19 protein-coding genes and 4 pseudogenes are annotated in these 21009 nt (G+C 65.6%); 7 read left to right on the top strand and 16 right to left on the bottom strand.

All coding sequences use genetic code 11. The features are described 5' to 3' along the window. Positions 1-205 precede the first annotated feature (205 nt). Both ACETMP_RS01930 and ACETMP_RS01925 read left to right on the top strand, forming a co-directional pair. Positions 206-730, top strand: a complete 525-nt coding sequence (locus ACETMP_RS01930; RefSeq protein WP_375159702.1) for a FecR domain-containing protein — start codon at positions 206-208, stop codon at positions 728-730. A gap of 47 nt (positions 731-777) precedes the next feature. Then, positions 778-2666: pseudogene (locus ACETMP_RS01925) on the top strand (CHASE2 domain-containing protein). 2 nt (positions 2667-2668) lie between these two features. Here ACETMP_RS01925 and ACETMP_RS01920 read toward each other — a convergent pair. The 4 genes and pseudogenes from ACETMP_RS01920 to ACETMP_RS01905 all read right to left on the bottom strand — a co-directional run bounded on the left by ACETMP_RS01920 (position 2669) and on the right by ACETMP_RS01905 (position 6203). After that, positions 2669-4172: pseudogene (locus tag ACETMP_RS01920) on the bottom strand (glycosyltransferase family 39 protein). Positions 4173-4178: 6 nt separating this feature from the next. Further along, on the bottom strand, positions 4179-5312 hold the full coding sequence (locus ACETMP_RS01915) for a glycosyltransferase family 2 protein (protein WP_028137296.1): 1134 nt from the start codon (positions 5310-5312) through the stop codon (positions 4179-4181). A 241-nt stretch (positions 5313-5553) separates the two neighbouring features. Next, on the bottom strand, positions 5554-5757 hold the full coding sequence (locus ACETMP_RS01910; RefSeq protein ID WP_375159701.1) for a hypothetical protein: 204 nt from the start codon (positions 5755-5757) through the stop codon (positions 5554-5556). A gap of 71 nt (positions 5758-5828) precedes the next feature. Continuing rightward, positions 5829-6203 carry a hypothetical protein gene (locus ACETMP_RS01905; protein ID WP_028137298.1) on the bottom strand — a complete coding sequence of 125 codons (375 nt, stop codon included), beginning with the start codon at positions 6201-6203 and terminating at the stop codon, positions 5829-5831. 117 nt (positions 6204-6320) lie between these two features. Between ACETMP_RS01905 and ACETMP_RS01900 the strand changes: the two genes are divergently transcribed. Both ACETMP_RS01900 and ACETMP_RS01895 read left to right on the top strand, forming a co-directional pair. Continuing rightward, positions 6321-7142 (top strand): DUF72 domain-containing protein, encoded by an 822-nt coding sequence (locus ACETMP_RS01900; protein WP_375159700.1) that lies wholly within the window; start codon positions 6321-6323, stop codon positions 7140-7142. Between the two features lie 7 nt (positions 7143-7149). Then, the gene (locus ACETMP_RS01895) at positions 7150-7611 is read left to right on the top strand and encodes a DUF488 family protein (protein WP_375159699.1); all 462 of its coding nucleotides are present in this window, start codon (positions 7150-7152) and stop codon (positions 7609-7611) included. Positions 7612-7725: 114 nt separating this feature from the next. On the opposite strand, the pseudogene ACETMP_RS01890 reads toward ACETMP_RS01895, so the two are convergent. The 6 genes and pseudogenes from ACETMP_RS01890 to ACETMP_RS01865 all read right to left on the bottom strand — a co-directional run bounded on the left by ACETMP_RS01890 (position 7726) and on the right by ACETMP_RS01865 (position 13757). Next, a pseudogene (locus ACETMP_RS01890) lies at positions 7726-8639 on the bottom strand (PhzF family phenazine biosynthesis protein). A gap of 143 nt (positions 8640-8782) precedes the next feature. Then, on the bottom strand, positions 8783-10090 hold the full coding sequence (locus ACETMP_RS01885; protein ID WP_375161816.1) for an adenylate/guanylate cyclase domain-containing protein: 1308 nt from the start codon (positions 10088-10090) through the stop codon (positions 8783-8785). A 109-nt stretch (positions 10091-10199) separates the two neighbouring features. Then, positions 10200-11363 (bottom strand): ABC transporter permease, encoded by a 1164-nt coding sequence (locus ACETMP_RS01880; protein WP_375159698.1) that lies wholly within the window; start codon positions 11361-11363, stop codon positions 10200-10202. Then, the gene (locus ACETMP_RS01875) at positions 11360-12289 is read right to left on the bottom strand and encodes an ABC transporter ATP-binding protein (RefSeq protein WP_375159697.1); all 930 of its coding nucleotides are present in this window, start codon (positions 12287-12289) and stop codon (positions 11360-11362) included. Before ACETMP_RS01875 ends, ACETMP_RS01880 begins: the two co-directional genes overlap by 4 nt. Next, a complete protein-coding gene (locus tag ACETMP_RS01870) occupies positions 12286-13074 on the bottom strand; it encodes an HlyD family secretion protein (protein ID WP_375159696.1) in 789 nt (262 codons plus the stop codon). Before ACETMP_RS01870 ends, ACETMP_RS01875 begins: the two co-directional genes overlap by 4 nt. Then, the gene (locus ACETMP_RS01865; protein WP_375159695.1) at positions 13071-13757 is read right to left on the bottom strand and encodes a TetR/AcrR family transcriptional regulator; all 687 of its coding nucleotides are present in this window, start codon (positions 13755-13757) and stop codon (positions 13071-13073) included. Before ACETMP_RS01865 ends, ACETMP_RS01870 begins: the two co-directional genes overlap by 4 nt. Before the next feature lie 108 nt (positions 13758-13865). Between ACETMP_RS01865 and ACETMP_RS01860 the strand changes: the two genes are divergently transcribed. The 3 genes from ACETMP_RS01860 to ACETMP_RS01850 are packed head-to-tail and all read left to right on the top strand — an operon-like array spanning position 13866 to position 15088. Further along, on the top strand, positions 13866-14201 hold the full coding sequence (locus ACETMP_RS01860; RefSeq protein WP_375159694.1) for an ArsR/SmtB family transcription factor: 336 nt from the start codon (positions 13866-13868) through the stop codon (positions 14199-14201). Further along, a complete protein-coding gene (locus ACETMP_RS01855; RefSeq protein ID WP_375159693.1) occupies positions 14198-14662 on the top strand; it encodes an SRPBCC domain-containing protein in 465 nt (154 codons plus the stop codon). The genes ACETMP_RS01860 and ACETMP_RS01855 overlap by 4 nt, the downstream gene beginning before the upstream one ends. A 12-nt stretch (positions 14663-14674) precedes the next feature. Beyond that, complete coding sequence (locus ACETMP_RS01850) at positions 14675-15088, top strand: GFA family protein (protein WP_375159692.1); 414 nt, start codon at positions 14675-14677, stop codon at positions 15086-15088. Between the two features lie 32 nt (positions 15089-15120). On the opposite strand, the pseudogene ACETMP_RS01845 reads toward ACETMP_RS01850, so the two are convergent. From ACETMP_RS01845 to ACETMP_RS01820, 6 genes and pseudogenes are all read right to left on the bottom strand, one after another. Beyond that, positions 15121-16400: pseudogene (locus ACETMP_RS01845) on the bottom strand (alpha-glucosidase/alpha-galactosidase). Between the two features lie 17 nt (positions 16401-16417). Then, positions 16418-17443: an alcohol dehydrogenase AdhP gene (adhP, locus tag ACETMP_RS01840; protein ID WP_375159691.1), complete on the bottom strand. Its 1026-nt coding sequence runs from the start codon at positions 17441-17443 to the stop codon at positions 16418-16420. Positions 17444-17578: 135 nt separating this feature from the next. Then, positions 17579-17989 carry a DUF2000 family protein gene (locus ACETMP_RS01835; protein ID WP_375159690.1) on the bottom strand — a complete coding sequence of 137 codons (411 nt, stop codon included), beginning with the start codon at positions 17987-17989 and terminating at the stop codon, positions 17579-17581. 137 nt (positions 17990-18126) lie between these two features. Beyond that, positions 18127-18516, bottom strand: coding sequence for a DUF4189 domain-containing protein (locus tag ACETMP_RS01830; RefSeq protein WP_375159689.1), 390 nt, complete (start codon positions 18514-18516; stop codon positions 18127-18129). A 195-nt stretch (positions 18517-18711) separates the two neighbouring features. Next, entirely contained in the window at positions 18712-20316 is a 1605-nt protein-coding gene (locus tag ACETMP_RS01825) for an NTP transferase domain-containing protein (RefSeq protein ID WP_375159688.1), read from the bottom strand. Continuing rightward, a complete protein-coding gene (locus tag ACETMP_RS01820) occupies positions 20313-21002 on the bottom strand; it encodes an XdhC family protein (RefSeq protein ID WP_375161815.1) in 690 nt (229 codons plus the stop codon). Before ACETMP_RS01820 ends, ACETMP_RS01825 begins: the two co-directional genes overlap by 4 nt. Positions 21003-21009 lie beyond the last annotated feature (7 nt).

Genomic DNA, 21009 nt, shown 5'->3' with positions numbered 1-21009 from the left:
CTGGACCGCTCACGCCATCACGCCTCGTACAGCGCGACTGACGTCGCACCGGTCTTCCCTGACCGAAATTTGATCGCGCCGGACTGGACAATGCCGCGGCAGGGAAATAGCTGGCAGAGCGGCACTTTTCAGCAGCCTCTGCGCGTGATACGGTACCGTATCAACATCGCCTTGAACTGTGCCAAGCACGCAAACGGAGGCTGGCATGAGTGGGTTCGCGCGCGCGGGGTTTTTCGCCGTAGCGTGGTCGTTTCTGTTGATCGGTTCTGCAATTGCACAGCCTGCTGCCAATGCGGGCTGCACGGCAGCGCCATCCACCGCAGGCACACAAATCTGGCGCTGCGGCAGCGGCATCACCATCGTCGCAGAAAACGGCGCCCGATTTGAACTAAAGGACGCCAACCGCGACGGACATATAGACTCCGTCGAATTGAGCAGCAAAGCGCTGCTGGTCGAGGTGCCAAGGAAGCCCCGGGGCAATGCCTTCAAGGTGCTGACGCCGCAGGCGATCGCCGCGGTGCGCGGCACCAGATGGGCCGTCGATGTCGCCGAGGCCAGGACCTCCGTCTTCGTCGCTGATGGTCGCGTCGGCGTCAGCCGCAGGTCCCGTGGGCGCGGCGTCGTTCTGGGCCCCGGCGAAGGCGTCGACGTGGAAGCGAGCGGCCCGTTGACCGTCAAGACGTGGGGCCAGCCGCGCGTCGACGCGCTGATGGCAAGGCTCGGCCAGTAGGACCTATTGGCCGATACGACTCAGAACAAAGAAGATTGCAGTTCATAGTGGCTAGACGCGTTCAGATCCTGGTGGCACTCGTCCTCACCGCGCTGTGGGGTGCGGGCATCTATGCCGCGCACGCCTACGGGCATCTGCGCTTTCTCGACCGCCTCGAAGCCACGCTGACCGATTGGCGAACCCAGGTTCGCGGCGTGCAGCGGCCGCCCGATCTCGTCACCATCGTTGCGATCGACGATACCGTGGTGAAACGCGGCGGCAGCTATCCGTTGCCGCGCGCCGACCTCGCCCGGGTCGTCGACACCATCGTGCAGTTCAAGCCGAAGGTGGTCGCGATCGATCTCCTGCTGGTCGACCGCAGCGCCGCGATCGGCGACGCCACGCTGGCCAACACGCTCGCCACCGGCCCCATGGTGCTTGCCGCCGCGGCGATCTTCCCCTCCGACAGCGAAACCGTGACATCCGTCAGCGAAGACGGTCCCCTCGCCGTGCTGCCGCAGGCCGAGCGCTTCCTGCAGCCCCTGCCCGCCTTCGCCGATCACGCCGAGGTCGGTGTGGTCAATGTCGCGACAGGACAATCCGGCTCGCCGCTCTCGGTGCCGATGCTGTTCCGGACACGCGACAAGGTCGAGCTGTCGTTCCCCTTGCGCGTAGCCGCCCGTGCGCTCGACGAGCCCCTGACAGTCGCGCCGGACCATCTGAGATTGGGTGACCGCGTGGTGCCGACTGACAGCGACTTCGCGTTGCCGATCACCTTCTACGGCCCGCGTCGCACGATCCGCACCGTCAGCGCGCAGAGCATCTTCGACGGCACGCTCGACCGCGCGGCGATCGAGAACCGGATCGTCGTGATCGGCGCCTCGGTCGCCGGCGGCGGCGACTTCTTCCCGACGCCGTTCGACTCCCTGATGCCCGGCGTCGAGGTGATCTCGACGGCGATCACGCATCTCGTCGCCGGCGACGGCATCGTGCGCGACCGCAAGGTCCGCATCACTGAAGCGCTCACCGCGATCCTGCTGCCGATGCTGCTGGTCGGCCTGCTCGCCTGGCGCCGCAGCGCGCTCGGCATCGCGGCCGCCGCCGCTTTGATAATCGCCTGGGCCGGCCTCAATGCGTTCGCGTTCACCCATGGCATCTGGCTGAATGCGGCAACCACACTTGCCGCCGCAGTGCCGCCGGTTGCGATCTTTGCCGGTGTGCAGCTGTGGGCCGGAGGCCGCCGCACGCAATATCTCGCCGCCAAGAGCAGGTCGCTTGCCCGGTTGCAGTCGCCTGCAGTGCAGGAATGGCTGGCGCGCGATCCGAATTTCCTGTCAAAACCCGTCCGGCAAAACGCAGCCGTGGTCTTCATCGATCTCTCCGGTTTCACCGGTTTGAGCGAGCGGATTGATCCGGACGAAGTCGGAATCTTCTGAAGGCGTTTCACGCGCTGATCGACAGGATTGCGGTCGATTGCGGCGGCACGATCACGGGCTTTCTCGGCGACGGCGCCATGATCCTGTTCGGACTTCCGGGTGCGATGCCCGATGATTCGGCGCGCGCGCTGAAATGCGCGATCGACCTGCATCGCAGCGTCGAACGCTGGATCGCCTCGCTGCCGCCGGCGATTGCAGGTCAGCTCGGTTTCAAGATCGGCGCGCATTGCGGCGAGATCGTCGCATCGCGCCTCGGCGAAAGCCACCAGCACATCACCGCAACCGGCGACACCGTCAATGTCGCGAGCCGCCTGATGGAGGTTGCCGCCCGGAACGGTGCGCGGCTCGCGCTCAGCGATACGCTGCTGGATGCGGCCGACTTCCACGGCGCTCCCGACGGCGTTCTGTCGGGCCCCCTGCTCGCTCAGGTCCGCGGCCGTTCAGCCGTCGTGACGGTGTGGTTCTGGCGCGATCAGAGCGGCCCGGGCCAGGCTGCGGCCAGGGCCGAGATGATCGACTGAACCTATCGAGCTTCCGGCGGCGGCGAGCGGTCGAGCACGTCGCCCTTGGCGCCCTCCAGCAGGTCGACGCTGTAGGTCTCGACCACGAGCGGCCCGCGCTTGCGCTGCAATTGCGCAACCGGCGTGACCTTCGCGAAGCGATCGTTGAGGAAGGGGTGGCCGCCGGGGCTGCAGCTCGTCGACATAGAGCAGCTTGCCGGCGAGCAGCTTTGGATCGGGCTCGGCCATGTTGACCCAGCGGATGCGCTGGTTCTGCTGCAGCACGCAGGTGCCGCGCGGCAAATAGAAAGCGAGCCACCCCGTGGTGCCGTAGTCCTGCGCGAGCACGCAGCTCGCGCCATGGCGCGTGCGCACCTCCTCGATTCCCGCGGCGAGTTCGCGCCAGCCGACACCGACGCTGCGCACGGTGGCGTCGCGGCGATAGCCCGAGAGCCAGCCGGTGTTGGCCTGCACGATCAGCGCGGCAAACATCACGATGCCCACAGGCGCGGCCCAGCGCAGGCAGAAATCGACGAGGCGCCGTGCACGCGGCTTCCACTGCACGAGGTTGGCGGCGGCCGCGGCAGCAATGACAAAGGGCGGATAGACCGGCGCGAACCAGTTGGCCTCGACCCGGGCATGCAGCGAATGCCAGACGAAATAGGCGACGATGGTCCAGAACATCGCCTCGATCAGCACGCGCGAGGCCAGCGCGCCGGCGCGCTGCCAGGTCAGCGCGTGCAGGCCCATCGCGCCGAGGATGAAGACCAGCGGGGTCGCGAACGCGATCTGGGTCGGGATCAGCTCGGCGATGAAGACCGGGCGGAAGTCCTCGATCCTGGCACGGCCGAGCTGCTTTGCGAACGAGACCCATTGATGGTCCGCATTCCAGAGGATCACCGGCGAGAACAACGCCAGCGCAACGAGGCCGCCGAGATAGGGCCAGGGCGAGAGAAACCAGCGCCGCAGCTTCGGCACGAAAGCGAGCCAGATCAGGATGCCAGCGCCAAAGAACATCGCGGTATATTTCGACAGCAGCGCCGCGCCGACGGCCGCGCCGACCGCGAGCCACCAGATGCCGCGGCCGGTCTCCAGCACCTTGGCGAGGAAGAACAGCACGAAGCTGGATGCGACCAGCAGCGGCGCATCCGGCGTCACGATCAGCGTGCCGACGGCGGCCAGCAGCGTCACGTTGAGCAGGATGGCGCTGGTCGCCGCGACGCGCACCCCGCCGAACAGGATCGCCGCGGAGCGGTAGATCGCATAGCTCATCGGCAGCGCCAGCAGGATCGAGACGAGGCGGACGCCGAGCTCGGTATCGCCGGCGATCATGGTGCCGGCCCGGATCACGTAGGCGACCATCGGCGGGTGGTCGTAATAGCCCCCGGCCAGGTTCTTCGACCACATCCAGTAATAGGCTTCGTCGAAGGTGATCGGCGTCAACGCGGCCGCGACGAGCCGTAAGCCGACCAGCGCGAGAATCAGCAGCGCGCCGTTGCGGACGATCCGCGCGTCAGCCCCGCCCATATCGCGCTATTTCTTGCGCCAGACGAACAGTCCGGACATCGCGTAATTCCACACCACACCCATCAGCGCTCCGGCCATGCCGGCCAGCCACCAGATCGGCTCCTGGTCGTACACCGAGAAGGCGACGCCGACATTGGCGAGCAGGCCGACGCTGCAGACGATGTAGAAGGCGATCAGGCCGCGCAGCAGCGCAAATCCCTTCAGCCGCTGATCGCGATAGGTGAGGAAATTGTTGAGAATGAAATTGCTGGTCATGGCGACGACGGCGCCGGCGGCCTGCGCCTCCGCGAACGGCGCGTTGAACAGGCGAAGCGCGATGAACAGCGTGGTCAGATGCACCACGAGGCCGATGCCGCCGACCATCGCGAACAGGATGAAACGCAGCGAGACGACGTCGTTGGTCAGCTTGGCGAAGACGAGACCGAGGAAGTCGAGCGCGACCATGGAATCGAGCTTGCTCTCCCCGTGTTGGCGCGCACCGAAAGTGTAGGGAATCTCGATTGCCCGCAAGCTACCGTGCGCGGTTGCCACGATGTCGAGCAGGATCTTGAAGCCGTGCACGGACAGTTTTGGCGCGAGCTGCTCGAAGCGGTCGCGGCGGATCATGAAGAAGCCGCTCATGGGATCGGCGATCTCAACCCGGAGCATCTTCCTTGCGACCTCGGTCGCCAGCGCGCTGGCGCCGGCGCGCTGCTTGTTGAAGCCTTCGCTCTTGTAGCCCTCGATGTAGCGGCTGCCGACCACGAGGTCGGCTTGGTCGCTCGCGAGTAAGAGCAGCATCTTTGGCAGCTGCGTCTCGTCGTGCTGGAGGTCGGCATCGATCACGGCGACGTAGGGCGCGCTGGATGCCAGAATGCCCTCGATGCAGGCGCCTGACAGACCGCGGCGGCCGATGCGGCGGACACAGCGGACGCGGCTGTCCTGCTGCGCCAGCGCGCGCACGACGTCCCAGGTGCCGTCGGGTGAATTGTCGTCGACGAACACGACCTCCCAGGCGACGTTGACGAGCGTCGCCTCCAGGCGCCGGTACAGCACCGTGACGTTGTCACGCTCGTTGAAGGTCGGGACAATGACCGACAGTTCCGGGCCCTCGTGAGCCTGCTGCGGAATGTCGGAGCCCGGTCTGATCGCTTCGTTCATGACGGCAGCGTATATCTGCCGCATCCTGCGCTGCCAAGCCGGGAGGTCTGTGGGAAAGGCCCCAAAAAGGGGCCCAAAATGCCAACGACCCCGGAACGGCGGGCCGCGCGTACATCCGGCGCAAGCCCAAGCTATTCCAAGGTCGTTCCAGCGCCGGAGTTTTCGCTCAACGGCGCCGTTACAAGCAAGATAGGAAGGACAGGACTGCTCCGCAAGGGGCAGGAAACCGGAATTATGAGCCTTACTGGTTCGGCACTTCCCGGATGATCGGGCCGCGCGGCGCGGGCGCGGCGGGGGCTGCGGGTGCCGCAGTCGGGGCCGGCTCGGCTTTCGCCGGTTTGGGCGGCTTGCCGTACTGGCCGATCGGCCCGAACACGACGGCAACCGCAAGCACGAAGGCGGCAACGATCGCGCCCAAAATACCCCCCACCGATTCAGACGCCATGGACACCCATCCCTGTTCCAGATGCGGCCTGTGATATCACGGATGCGCGCGGAGCCGGAAGGGCCACGGCCCTACTTCGCCGGTGGCCTGTGCTTGACGAAGGCCGTCACGATGTCCTTCTGCGCGGATTCCACCGCCCTGTTCGCGGTCGCGAGATGGGCGCCGGCATCGATGTCAGGATATTGCGTGGTGAGATAATCGAGCAGCGCCACCCGGTAATATTGCCGCTCCGACCGACAGGCGCCCGCGACCGAACGGCCAAAATCCTGCTCCGTCATTCCCTGATTGCTGTCGCGCGAATATTCCCGCGCCAGGCAATGCCAGTAATCATCGCGGCCCTGCTGGGCGAGCTTCTGCGCGCCCTTGGCATCGTCGTCATCCGCCATGACCGGGGACATCATGGCGGCAGATGTCATCATGATGAGCGCCGCTCCCAGCATCCGCATCTTGTTCTCCTTGTTCGCAGATCGCACGGCCGAGCTTAGACCGGCGGCGAGAACTGGCCAATCACATCTCGTTTGACTAGGATGACGTCTTCCCTCCCCGTCGATGCGAGATCCTCCGTGGCCAAAGCAAAAACCGCGTCAAAAAAATCCGGCAACATCTTCATCGGCATCGGCGGCTGGACCTTCGAGCCCTGGCGCGGCGTGTTCTATCCGGAGAAGCTGGCGCAGGCGAAGGAGCTGTCTTATGCGGCCTCGAAGCTGACCTCGATCGAGATCAACGGCACCTATTACGGCTCGCAGAAGCCGGAGAGCTTTCGCAAATGGGCGAGCGAGGTGCCCGAGGGTTTCGTGTTCTCGGTGAAGGGTCCGCGCTTTGCCACCAATCGCCGCGTGCTGGCGGAAGCGGGCGATTCCATCAAGCGGTTCTACGATTCCGGCGTGCTGGAACTCGGCGACCATCTCGGGCCGGTGCTGTGGCAGTTCGCGCCGACCAAGAAATTCGACGGCGCCGATTTCGGCAAGTTCCTGGAGCTGCTGCCGCGCAAGCTCGATGGACGCGCGCTGCGCCACGTCGTCGAGGTCCGCCACGACAGTTTCTGCACGCCGGATTTCGTGGCGCTGATCCGCGAGTTCGAGACGCCCGTCGTGTTCGCCGAGCACGGCAAATATCCCGCCATCGCCGATGTTGCCGGCGATTTCGTCTATGCCCGGCTTCAGAAAGGCAATGACGAGATCAAGACCTGCTACCCGCCGAAGCAGCTCGATGCCTGGGCCGAACGCTTGCAGGCCTGGGCGTCGGGCGGCGAACCGGACGACCTGCCGAAAGTCGACAAAGCCAAGCCGAAGAAGGAGCCGCGCGACGTGTTCGCCTACGTCATCCACGAGGGCAAGGTGCGCGCACCGGCCGGCGCCATGGAATTGATCGCGCGGGTGAGCTGAGGGACCCATGGCAAAGGCGAAAAAGCTGTTCACCATCGGCTATGAGCAGACGCCGCCCAAGGCCGTGCTGGACGAGCTGGAAGAGGCCGGCGTCAAGCTCGTGGTCGATGTGCGCGCGGTGACGTCATCGCGCCGGCCCGGCTTTTCCAAGAAGCAGCTTGCGGCAGGGCTCGACGAGCGCGGCATCGCCTATGTCCACCTCGCCGCGCTCGGCACGCCCAGGGAAGGCCGCCTCGCCGCACGCAGCGGACAGTACGACGTGCTCGAGAAGATCTTCTCGAAGCACCTGAAGGCGCCCGAAGCCAGGGAAGCGATGGACGAGCTCTCGGCGCTGGTGAAGAAGGCGGGCCCGGTGTGCCTGCTCTGCTACGAGCGCGACCACACCCATTGCCACCGGCAGATGATCGCGGAGATCATCGAGGAACGCGATGGGGTGACGGTGAAGAATCTGGCGGGACGGCAGGTGTAGTTGCCGCCGTCATTCCGGGGCGCGACGACGTCGCGAGCCCGGAATCCATTCATCCACCAACTCTGCGGCCCGATGGATTCCGGGTTCGCGCTGCGCGCGCTCCCGAATGACAAATTACCCCTCCCCCGCGAGCCTGAACGTTCCTTCCATCATCTGCACGGATTGTCCGCCGACATGGGCGGAGACGATCTTGCCGCCCTGCTTGCGCACGCGCGTCAGCAGCAGGCTCGGCCGGCCCATGTCGAAACCCTGGCCGACGGTGAGCTTGAGCTCGCCGTCGCGCGCGGATCGAGATCGGCGAACAGCGCGGCGGCGGCGACGGTCGCGCTGCCGGTGGCGGGGTCCTCGACGAGGCCGCTGGCGCCGCGCATGAACATCCGCGCCTGGCGATCGCAGGGCGCCTCCGCCGCGGGCACGTCGCGCGTATAGAACCAGACCGAGCGGGCGCCATCGCGCGGCAACAGCTTGCCGTAGGCTGCCGCATCGGGCCGCGCGCGCTTCAGCGCCTCGCGCGAATGCAGCTCCATCACCAGAAACGCGTTACCGACGGTGACGATCTGAGGCTCGTGATTGTCCGTCTTGATGTCGTCCGCGCCGAGCGAGATGCAGCTCGCGGCTTCGGCAGCCGACAGCCGTGAAAGCCGCTCCAGCGGCTGCGGCGCGGTCAGCTCGGTTCTGGTCACCCGGCCCTGCTCTCTCACGACGTCGACGGGCACGAGCCCGGCCTTCTCCTCGAACAGCAGGCGCGGCTTCGGCTCCTTCGCCATCGCGGCGAGAACGAAGGCGGTGCCGACATTGGGATGGCCCGCAAAGGCAATCTCCTGCACCGGCGTGAAGATGCGCACCTGCGCATCATTGGCCTTGTCGCGCGGCGGCAGCACGAAGGTGGTCTCGGAATAGTTGAATTCGGTTGCGATCGCCTGCATCTGAGCCGTCGTCAGCCCGCCGGCGTCGAGCACCACGGCGAGCTGGTTGCCGCCGAAGGCGCGGTCGGTGAACACGTCGACGGTGATGTAGCGGCGCTGCATCGTCACTTCCCCATGCAAGTCGCGGCCAATAGCCGGCCGCATCGCCGGCAGTCTACAAGCCCGCGATATCGCTCGTCATGCCCCAAAATTCGGTGCAATCGGAGCAATCGCAATGATGTGTCGGACGTCAGTCAGAAGCAGCGCTAGCCCAGCTGAAACACCGGCACCTTCTGCGCATAGCCGCGCACCTCGACCTCGCCGAGCGCGACGGCATCGCTGCCGGCCTCGCCCACCGCCTCGCGCACGGTCGCAGAGATCAACAGCTGCGAGCCGAACTCCTTGTTCAGCGCCTCCAGCCGCGAGGCGAAGTTCACGGTGTCGCCGATGACTGTATACTCCTTGCGCCGGGGCGAGCCGATATTGCCGGCGACGACCTCGCCGAAATGAATGCCGATGCCGATGCGCAGCGGCCAGCTGGTCTGCGCGTTGATGGTATCCATCGCTTGCAGCATCTCGCGGCCGGCAGCAACCGCCCGCTGCGCGGCGTCAGAGGCCTCCAGCGGCGCGCCGAACAAGGCGAGGAAGCCGTCGCCGAGGAACTTGTTCACGATGCCGCCGTGACGGTCGAGGATGTCGACCAGCACCGCAAAGGCGCCGTCGAGCCGGTCGACCACCTCCTGCGGGCTGCGCGATTGCGCGCCGGCGGTGAAGCCGCGGAAATCGACGAACATCACGGCGACGCGGCGGACGTCGCCGCCTCCGCCGGTGCCCGCCGCCATCAGCCTTTCCACCACCTGCGGAGAGACGTGCTGGCCGAACAGGTTCGTCACCCGGTCGCGCGCGGTCGCCGCCGCAATGCTGGCGGCGAACTGGCGGCGCAGCTGGGCGCCGACGGCGCCCGCCAGCACGCCGCAGATCAGGATGACGATGCTGCGCACGGCGTGGAAATAGATCAGCGGTTCGCCGGTCTCGTCGGCCGCGTTGTAGAGTAGCGCGACGGAGAAAAGCCCGGCCGCGGCGACGAAACCCGTGAACGCCGAGAGCCAGAAGTCGAGCCGCAGGGTCGAGAGGATGACGAAGATAAAGTACATCAGCGGCACGGCGAAGCCGATCGCCTGGCTTGCGCCCATGGTCCTGGTCTGCAGGACCAGGATCACCGTGGGCAGCGAGGTCTCGATCAGCGTGCCGATATAGCGCCTGACCACCGGCAGGTCGCGATCGAGCCGGAGGTTCTTCCTGATCTGGGTATGGACCCAGACCTCGAACAGGATGAAGCCGGCCAGGAGACCGTAGACCTCGAAGATGCCTTTCGTTCCACGCCAGACCCGGTTCACCACGCCGGGGTCGATCAGATAGATCGCGGTGAGCAGCAGCAGCATGACGCAGCCCGTCGCGATCAGCGCCCGCACCCGCAGCAGCTCGGTGCGCAGCACCTCCCGCGTCAGCTCGCGCTCGAAATCCTCCGATAGCACGGCGTGCTGCCGTGTCCTCCTGCTGGCAAAACGAACCATCATCGCCCCTTGTCATTCCGGGGCGATGCGACAGCATCGAACCCGGAATCTCGAGATTCCGGGTTCACGCTTCGCGTGCCCCGGAATGACTTTCAAGAGGCATTGTGCCTCAATCCAGCGTGCGGCGGAAGCGCGTCACGGCGATGGTCATGGCGAGCAGCATCAAAGCCGCCAGCGCCAGCGTGTCGAAGTGCAGATTCTGCATGGTCGCGCCCTTCAGCATGATGGCGCGGACGATGCGCAGATAATGGGTGAGCGGCAGGCATTCGCCGACATATTGCGCCCAGGCCGGCATGCCCGCGAACGGGAACATGAAGCCGGACAGCAAGATGCTCGGTAGAAAGAACATGAACGACATCTGTATCGCCTGCAGCTGATTCTGCGCGATGGTGGAGAACGTGTAGCCAATCGCGAGATTTGCGGCGATGAAGAGGGTCGAGAGTGCCGCCAGCAGGAGCAGATTGCCGAGCACCGGCACACCGAACAGGAACACTCCGATATTGACGATCAGGAAGGCTTGAATGAAGCCGACCAGGATGTAGGGAATGATCTTGCCGAGCATGACCTCGACCGGCTTGATCGGCATCGACAGCAGGCTTTCCATGGTGCCGCGTTCAATCTCGCGCGTCACCGACAGCGCCGTGAAGATCAGCATGGTCATGGTAAGGATGGTGCCGACCAGTCCCGGCACGATGTTGAGCCGCGATTCCGCAGCCGGATTGTAGCGTGCATGCGCCCGGATCTCGAACGGCAGCGCCGGCGCATCGCCGATATGGAGATCGTGCCGCAGAGCGGTCTGCACGAGCATCCCGAGCGAGCCGAGTGCGGAGCTTGCAGCGACCGGATCGGTGGCGTCGGCGGCGACCAGCAGCGCCGGCTTGTCGCCACGCCGCACCGCCCGTTCGAAGCCGCGCGGGATCTCGACGCCGAACAGCACCTTGCCGGACTTCAGCAGGTTGTCGAAATCGTCCACGTCGTGCACTTCGTAGACGAAGCGGAAGTAGGCGGTATTCTCCAGCGCTTTCAGGACCGAGCGGGCAAGATCGGATTCCTCCTGAATGAGCACCGCGCTCGGCAGATGGTGCGGCGTGGTGTTGATGGCATAGCCGAACAACAGAAGCTGCATCACCGGGATCGCCACGATCATCGCGAACGAGACGCGATCCCGCCGAAGCTGAATGAACTCCTTCGCCATCATGGCATAGGTGCGGCGCCAGAAGCCAAAGCGGTCGCGGATGTCCGGGTCGGGCCCGGTTGCCTGGACGGTGCTCATTGGAAATTGTCCCTTGAGCGGTTCATCAGTTCGATGAAGACATCTTCCAGCGATGGATGCGATTTCTGCCAGTGCAGGCCACTCTTCTCGCGCCACGGCGCGACGCTGGCCTCGAGCGCGGTAACGTCGCGGCCGGACACGTGCAGCGAGGTGCCGAACGGCGCCACCATGTCCACCCCGGGCTTGCCCTCGAGCTCGGCCGCGAGGCCGCCCAGCTCGCCGGTGACGGTGTAGGTCGTCAGCGCGGACTTCGCGATCACCTCGTCCACGGTCCCGCGCGCCAGCAAGTGGCCGTAGGCGATGTAGGCGATCTCGTGGCAGCGCTCGGCCTCGTCCATGTAATGGGTCGAGACCAGCACGGTGAGGCCCTCGGCGGCAAGTGCATGGATCTCATTCCAGAAATCGCGCCGCGCCTTGGGGTCGACGCCGGCGGTGGGCTCGTCGAGCAGCAATAATTGTGGATTGGGCAGCGTGCAGGCTCCGAGCGCCAACCGCTGTTTCCAGCCGCCGGAGAGCTCGCCCGCAAGCTGCCCCTCGCGCCCTGAGAGCCCGAGCCGCTTGACCATGTCGCGTGCGGCGCCGCGCGCGTCAGCCAGGCCATAGAGCCGCGCCACGAATTCGAGATTCTCGCGCACCGAGAGATCCTGGTACAGGCTGAAGCGCTGGGTCATGTAGCCGACCTGGCGCTTGATCTTCTCGGAATCGCGGCGGATATCGTAGCCGAGGCAGGTGCCCTCGCCGCTGTCGGGCGTGAGCAGCCCGCAGAGGATGCGGATGGTCGTGGTCTTGCCCGAGCCGTTCGGCCCGAGGAATCCGTAGATCGAGCCGCGCCTCACCTGCATCGACAGATCGTGCACGACCTCGCGGCCGCCGAACGATTTGCTCAGGCCTTGGACGTCGATGGCAATGCCGTTGCCGCCCTTCATCGCTTGTCCGCCACCGGAGTCTTGGGGTTGAGATAGACGTCGATCGGCTGGCCGACCCGCAGCGCGTCGGGGCGCGAGGGCCGCGCCTGGATCAGATAGACCAGCTTGCTGCGCTCATCGAGGCTGTAGATGACAGGCGGGGTGTATTCGGCCGAGGTCGCGATGAAATAGATCTTTGCGGTGAGATCGGCCGCGCAATTGTCGCAGGAGACGCGCACCGTATCGCCGATCGCAAGCTTCGGCAGCGCCGTCTCCGGCACGAAGAAGCGCAGCTTCATGTTGCCGGGCGGCATGATCGACAGCACCGGCCGCTGCGCCGCCACCATCTCCCCCTCGCGGAAATAGATCTGCTGGATGGTACCGGCAACGGGCGCAAAGCCCTTGCGCCGCGCCATCCGCGTCTCCGACGTCGCCACCCGCGCTTCTGCTACACGCAATGCGGACACGGCGGAGTCGAGATTGGCCTGCGTGCCCGACCCGGTCTTGCTCAGCGAGGCCGCGCGATCATAGGTCTGCTGCGCGTTCGCCAGCGTCGCCTTTTGCTGGTTGAGATCGGCGCGCTGGAGATCGTCGTCGACGGAATAGAGGGCGTCGCCGACCTTGACCTCGTCGCCCTCGCGGACATTGAGCTTCGTCACCCGCCCCGCTTCGTCCGGACTGACGAAGATCATGTCGGCCTCGACCCAGCCCTGGAAGCCGGGCTCGCGTTTCTCGTTGCACCCGGCAAGCGAGGTTGCGAACACGACAGCCAATGCAATACTGAAAAATGCGCGCGACGACCTCATGTCGTCCTCCGTTCGCCAAAGATCAAATCGAGATGGACGCGCAGCATGTCCTGTGCGTCGAGCGGCGCATGCCGCGCAAACAGGCTCTGCCAGATCACCGCGATCATCGCCGGTGCGACCAGGATCTGCGGATAGCGCGCGAGATCGTGCTGGCGGATCTCGCCGCGGGCAATGCCGAGCTCGATCAGCCCGCGCATGGCGGCGATGCCGCGCGAGACGACCTCGCGGTAGTAGAAGTCGGCGACGGCCGGAAAGCGCGGCCCCTCCGCCACGATCAGCCGCACCAGATCGCCGCGCCTGGTGCCGATGACCTCTTTCAGGAAGTTGCCGGCAAAGGCCTCGATGAGGTCGCGCACCGAGCCGGTCGGCGGCGGCAGCGCAGTCAGCCGCGCCACGACCGGCACGATCACGACGCGCACCAGCTCCTCGAACATCGATTCCTTGTCCTTGAAGTGCAGATAGATCGTGCCCTTGGCAACACCGGCACGCTTGGCGATGTCGTCGAGCCGCGTTGCGGCAAAGCCGCGGGCGATGAACTCCTCCATCGCCGCCTCGACGATCGCCGCGCGCCGCTCGGCCGCGCGCGTAGCGCGGTTCGAGGCGGGCAGCTCTCCGCGGATCGTGGACGGACGGTCTCCACGCGCAGGAGACGGTTTGGCGGGCTTGGTCAACTTGGTCATCATTGGTAATTTCTGACTGACTAGTCAGTCATTGTCAAGTCCAGAGCTGGATGAGGTCAGGCCCAACGGATTAGTGTTGACTAATGTATTAGCATACGCTAATTGAATTTCATGACCGAAGCCGCTCCCAACCCCGTCACCACCGTGATGCGTGCCCTCGCCGATCCGACGCGGCGGGCCGTATTCGAGCGCTTGTTTGAGAGCAAGGAGATCAGCGTCGCGGCGCTGACGCGGGGCAGCGGCGTGACCCAGGGCGCGGTCTCGCAGCACCTGAAGTCGCTGAAGCAGGCGGGTCTCGTCGCCGAGCGCGCCGAGGGCCGCAACGTCTATTACCGCGCCGCGCCGCAGGGGCTCGAGCCGCTGGTCACCTGGATGGACCATTACGGCGTGTTCTGGCGCGAGCGTTTCCAGAACCTGCGCGACCTGTTGAAGGAGATCGATCCGTGAGTGCAGTTGCTTCCAAGGTCCAAACTCAAGACATCGTCATCGACGAGGTCTTCCCGCACGCCGTCGCGACGATCTGGAAGGCGCTGACCAGCGCCCAATTGATTGCGCGCTGGCTGATGCCGCCGACAGGTTTCGAGGCGGTCGTGGGCAACGCCTTCACCTTCAAGACCAATCCGGCCGGCGCGTGGGACGGCACGATCCATTGCCGCGTCCTGGAGGTCGTGCCGAACCAGCGTTTTGCCTACGCCTGGAAGGGCGGCGACGAGAGCAATACCGGTTACGGCTCGGCGCTCGACACCGTCGTCACCTGGTCGCTCACACCGGTTGAAGCAGGCACGCGCGTGCGCGTGGTGCATTCGGGCTTCGTGACACCGAAGAACGATACCGCTTATCGCAACATGAGCGACGGCTGGGTCAAGGTGCTGCAGCGGCTCGACGCCATCACCGCCGAAGACGAGTAAGGACGCATCATCATGGACAAGCCCTATACCGGCGGCTGCGCCTGCGGCGCGATCCGCTATTCGATTCTGGGTGAGCCCCTGTTCAGCAATCATTGTCAGTGCCGGGACTGTCAGCGGGAAAGTGGCAGCGGCCATGGCTCCTACGCAACGTTCGCGCGGACAGGCGTCACGCTCACCGGCGAAGCCAGGCATTGGGACATGGTCGCCGACAGCGGCAACGTGAAGAGGCGCGGCTTCTGCCCACAATGCGGCGTGGCCGTCTATATGACCTTCGCGGCACAGCCCGGTGTCTTCACGATCCGCGCCGGAAGCCTCGACGAGCCCGCCCGCTACAAGCCGCAGGTGGTCACTTTCGCCGCGCGCGGCCACGGCTGGGATTGTCTTGACTCCGACCTGACGAAATTTGCCGGCATGCCGCCGGCATGAGGTAAAGCGCGCTGGTCGCGGCAGTCGGTCGCTCAGATGCATGGCCGGATGTAAGGTCGGTTGATCTCCCATAATTCATCGAGCAGGCCGCGCGCGGCCTGCTCGGAATGGATGACGGGATCGAGCAGCAACGCTTGCAGCGCCATTTCCTTCGAGGCATGCATTGCCGCCTCCACCGCCATCTGCTGAACCTGAACCTGGGTCGACATCAGCTTGGCGACGCCGTCGGGCAGTGGCCCGAGCGAGACAGGGTGGATGCCCGCGGCATCCGCCACCACCGGCACCTCGACCGCGGCGTCGGCCGGCAGGTTCGGGATCACCTGTCGATTGTGGACGACGGCGGATTCGATGAGTTGCTTCCGGTTATGAACGATGCCGGCGATGATGCTGATGGCGCGCTCCCCGACGGCGCCGACCACCAGTCCGGCACGCCGGCACGACCGGCGAGCACGTCGTCAATCAGCCGTGTCAGTTTCGCGCGCTCGCTCTCGTCCCAGTCGTAATTGTAGCCACCCTCGCCGGCCTCCCAGCCGAACGAGAGATACTCGCCAACGTGACCATCCCCGCATCCGAGCCAGTAGCCAAAGGCATGCAACAACTTCCGCGTCAGGGGTGAGAAGGTGGGATCGAAATCCCGCTCCTTGTCACGCAACAGCGGATAGAGGTCCTCACCCGTCTCGCGATCCCGAATTTCGGTCAGGCATTGGAAATGGTTGAGGCCGGCGCCCCACACGTCCACCCGGCTTTCCGGCATCCCCAGGATTCGGGCGACATCGCCACGCGCAAGGAATATTCCGTGGCAGAGGCCGACGCTGCAGATCCTGCTGTACCGCCCGAGCGCCAGGATGATGCGGCTTTCCGGATTGGAGAAGTTGATGAAGGTCGCGCGCGGGCAGCGGCGCTCCATCTCGCGCACGAAGTCGAACACCACCGGCAAGGTCCGCAACGTGAAGAACAGACCGCCGGGCCCACCGTTCTCGCCCAGCGTATGGCGGATGCCGAACTTGCGCGGAATCTCGAAATCGAGCCGCCACAGCCGATTGCGATCGATCGCGGTGGAATGCACGACGAACTCAGCACCGTCGAGCGCCGCGTGCCAATCCGTCGTGGCCTCGATGGCATAGCCAGCGCTGGATCTCTCGTTGAGCAACCTCGCGAGCTGCGTCGACCGGCTGAGCCGGTCGACGTTACGTCCGACCAGAGTCAGTGTTGAACCTGAGAGATCGCGGCTCGAGAACAGGTCCCGGAACATGCTCATCCCGAAGGATGCGCTGCTGGCGCCGAGAAAGACGATCTTCGTTGGCCGGGTCACGCTCTGCTCGTCGCGAGTTAGCCGAAGTCGAGCACCATGCGGCCGTCGATCTTGCCGACCTTCATCCGCTCGAAGACGTCGTTGATCTGCGCAAGCGGCACCTTGGTCACCTCGGCCTTGACCTTGCCGTCCGCTGCGAACGCGACGGCTTCGTCGAGGTCGCGCCGCGTGCCGACGATCGAGCCGCGCACCGTGATGCGCTTGAGCACGACGTCGAAGATCGGCGTCGGGAATTCGCCCGGCGGCAGGCCGACGAGACTGACGGTGCCCTTGCGGCGTACCATCTTCAGCGCCTGGCCGAACGCGGCGGTCGAGACCGCCGTCACCAGCACGCCGTGAGCCCCGCCGCCGGTCGCCGTCAGCACCTTGTCCACCGCGCCATCCGCGAGCGCATTGACCGCGAGATCGGCGCCGGTTTCGCGGGCCAGCGCGAGCTTGTCCTCGGCGATGTCGACGGCGGCGACCTTGAGCCCCATTGCCTTGGCGTACTGGATCGCGACATGACCGAGCCCGCCGACGCCTGAGATCACCACCCACTCGCCGGGCCTGGCCTCCGTCTCCTTCAGGCCCTTGTAGGTGGTGACGCCGGCGCACAGGATCGGCGCGATGGCCGCGAAATCGACGTTCGCCGGCAGCTTTGCCGCAAAGGCAGCCGAGGCGACGACATATTCGGCGAAGCCGCCGTTGACGCTGTAGCCGGTGTTGTGCTGGTGCTCGCACAGGGTCTCCCAGCCGGTCTCGCAATATTCGCAGGCCATGCAGGCATCATGCAGCCAGGCGACGCCGACGGCGTCCCCCACCTTCAGATTCTTCACGCCGGTCCCGAGCGCGGCGACGATGCCGGCAGCCTCGTGGCCGGGAATGAAGGGCGGAACCGGCTTCACGGGCCAGTCCCCGGAGGCCGCATGCAGATCAGTGTGACAGACGCCGCAGGCCTTGACCTTGACCAGAACCTCGCCGGGACCCGGCTGCGGCACCGGCACGTCCTCGATCACCAGCGGCTTGCCGAATTGCTTGACGATTGCGGCTTTCATGGTCGGCATATCTCTGCTCCTTCGCATTGCGAATGGCAGAGTAGCGGCCGCGCGCGGCCGGCACTTGATCCGGGTCAAACCGCCCAATCGTAGCGCTGCGTGCCGCCGTCATGACAGCGCGGTGACAGGACTTCGCAGGCGACATCAGCTATGGAACTTGAGGCCGTCGAGGATCTTGTCGACCACCTTGCGATCGGCCCGCATGGCGATGCCGACGAGATTGAGATCGCTGCGCGCCACCGCCCTTACCGCCTCGCGATTGGCGGCATCGTGCGTGGTCTTGAACATGTCCTCGGTATAGACCGCCGGCTTGACGTTGCGCGCGAGTGCACGGTCCAGCGCGCGCGACAACGCCGGCCCGTCGGCACCGTAAATCAGGATCGGCTGGCCGATCAGCGCATGATATTTCGTGCCTGAGGCGTCTTCGTAGGCTTCGCCGATGCATTCGGGAAAGGCGGCGGCGATGCCGCTGGTGAGGAAGGAGGCGACGTTGAGCTTCTGCCAGATCTGAAGATCGGTGCGGATCACGACGGCGATCTTGGTATCGAATTGCATGCAACTCCTCGACTGTCATCGGGGCGCGCCACTTGGCGCCAGCGGAATCCATTCGTCCACGGACTCCGTAGCACGATGGATTCCGGGCTCGATGCTACGCATCGCCCCGAAATGACGGCAAGAAAAATCAGCCTTCATCAACCCTTGGCGTCGCAGGCCCAGGCGCGGATCACACATTCCTTGCCGCCGTATTTGTAGCATTCGCGCGTGGCGGCGTTGAGCGAGGCGGAAATCTTCGGCTTGACGGCGTAGCCGTAGGCGCCGCAGGGGTTGGCGAGGTCGATCGACATGGCCGCGCAGGCGTGCTTCATCGTCACGGTGGTGCAATCGCCCTTGCACTGTTTCTGCGCCGCGGCGCGCGCTTCGTGCTCGTGACCGTAATCGAAGGCCTGGCCATAGGCGCCGCATTTGCCGACCGCAAACGCGCCGGCGGCGCGGGCTTCACTGATATAGCGGGCGCCCGTGACGGCAACCGATAAGACAAAGCAAAACATCGCGCAACGGCGCGCGACGACGTTCGAGGCCATGGAAAATCCCCTCCCCCAAGGCAGGTGGAGGCAACTTTAAGCCGGGGTCGTTTCCACTTGGTGAACGGGTGGTTGAAATCGGCAGGCTTGGAGGGGGCTGTAGGGCGGATTAGCGAAGCGTAATCCGCCTGTTTTGTTTCCGCGGAGAAACACAGCGGCGGATTACGCCTTCGGCTAATCCGCCCTACGCACCCTTCATCCCCGCCTTGCCGCTTCCAACGCCTGCGGCGTGTCGATATCGAGGAAGGCGCTCTCGCCATCGACCGGCACTTCGGCGACCGCCTCGGTGTGCTTGGCGATCAGATGCCGCGCGCCGACGTCGCCGTCGAGCGTCATCAGCTCCTTGAAGAAGCGGCGCGACCACAGCACGGGATTGCCGCGGCGGCCTTCGCTGACGGGCACGACGATGAGATTGCCGCGGTCCGGCGCGAAGGCTTCGATGAGCCGGTCGATCAGGCCCGAATCGATCAGCGGCATGTCGCCGAGACACACCACGGCGCCGTCGCAGGCCTCCGGCACGGCGGCGATGGCGGCCTTGACCGAGCTGGCGATACCGCCGGCAAAATCCGGATTGCGGACGAATTTCACCTTCAGGCCTTGCAGCGCCTGCTCGACCAGCTCGGCCTGATGGCCGGTGACGACGATCACCTCGGAGGCTTTCGAGGCCAGCGCCTGCTCGGTCGCGAGGCGCACCAGCTTCTTGCCGTCGAGTTCGGCGAGCAGCTTGTTGGGCCCTCCCATGCGCGTGGAGCGGCCCGCCGCAAGCACGATCGCGGCGACCTGGCTGTTGCCCTCGATCTCGGGTTTTGCGCGCGGCTGCGGGCGCGTGACGATCTCCATCAAGAGGCCACCGACCCCCATGCCCATCAGCTCGGCGCGCGTCACCTCGATGCCGGCGAGGAGCCGCATCAACACCCAGTCGAACCCGTTCTCGACCGGCGAGCGCGCACAGCCCGGCGCGCCCAGCACCGGCACGCCACCGGCGCGCGCGATCAGCAAGAGATTGCCGGGATCGACCGGCATGCCGAAATGCTCGATCGCGCCGCCGATCGCGGTGACTGCCGCGGGGATGACGTCGCGGCGATCGGCGATCGCGGACGCCCCGAACACGATGACGAGCTCGGCCCCGAGCGCGAGCAATTCCTTGATCGCCGCCGACAGCTCGCGTTCCTCGTGCTGGACACGACGCTCGGCGATGATGCTGGCACCCGCGGGCGCGAGCCGCTCGGCGGTGACCCGCAGCGTCTTGTCGATCACCTTGGAGGACAGGCCCGGCAGCTGCGTCGAGACCACGCCGACGCGCTGGATCACGTAAGGCGCGATCCTCAGCACGTCCTTGCCCGCCGCCTTCACCGCAGCATCGCGCAAGCTTCCGGCGACGCCGAACGGGATGATCTTGACGGTGCCGACCATCTCGCCCTCGACCACCGGCTTGTAGGCGGAGAGCGTCGCAAAGGTGATGGCCTCGTCGATATTGTTGATGCGGTCGACTGCGGCGCGGTCGATCACCAGCACGCCCGGACGCGCGGCGAACAGGTTGGCGCGGCCGGTGAAGGCGCGCTCGACATGAATGCCCTCGCCGCCGACGGCAAGCGCGATGCTGGCGGCCGCGACGTCCTCGGAGACGTCGCCCGCCTCCATGCGCACCACGACGATGTCCTTGATGCCGGCGCGCTCCAACGCCTCGACCTCGGCGGGGCCGATCGTCGTGCCCTTCTTCAGCACCAGCGGCCCCTGGCGCAAGGTGTGAACGGTCACCCCGCCGATCGCATCCCTTGGGCTCGCCGGGCCGAATTTCATGCAGCTTCTTCTTTTTCCTTGGGCGGCAGGCGGAGCACCGCGGTGATCTCAGCCATGATCGCGACCGCGATCTCGGACGGAGAGACCGCCCCGATCGCAAGCCCGATCGGCGCGTGGATACGCGCGATGTCGCTTTCCTTCGCGCCCTGCGCCCGCAGCCGGTCGGCCCGCTTGGCGTGCGTCTTCCGCGAGCCGAGCGCGCCGATATAGAAGCAGCCGCGCTCGAAGGCATGCAGCAATGCGGGATCGTCGATCTTGGGATCGTGCGTCACCGCGACGAAGGCGGTATAGGCATCGACATTGAGCGGCGGCAGCGCGGTATCAGGCCATTCGGCCACCAGCGGAATATCGGGGAAGCGCTCGGGGCTCGCAAAGGCCGTGCGCGGATCCACCACCGTGACGTCGTAGCCGAGTGAGCGCGCCAGCGGCGCCAGGGCCTGGCTGATATGCACCGCGCCGACGATGACGAGCTTTGCGGTCGGCGCGTAGACGTTGAGGAACAGCTTCTTGCCGGCGGCTTCGACACTGGCGCTCTTGCCCATGCGAAGCTGCTTCTCCAGCTCGCTGCGCAGCGGATCCTTGGCAAAATCCTTCGCCTTCACCAGGCGCTGCTCGCCGCTTTCGGTGTCCGTCACCAGGATCGCCGGCCGGCGCGCGGCCCGCTCGGCATTGAGTTCGTGCAGGATCTCGAGG

The organism is Bradyrhizobium dasycarpum, assembly GCF_042019905.1.
In the GTDB taxonomy this organism is placed as follows: Bacteria; Pseudomonadota; Alphaproteobacteria; order Rhizobiales; family Xanthobacteraceae; genus Bradyrhizobium; species Bradyrhizobium japonicum_B.
This window is presented reverse-complemented; position numbering and strand designations above follow the sequence as displayed.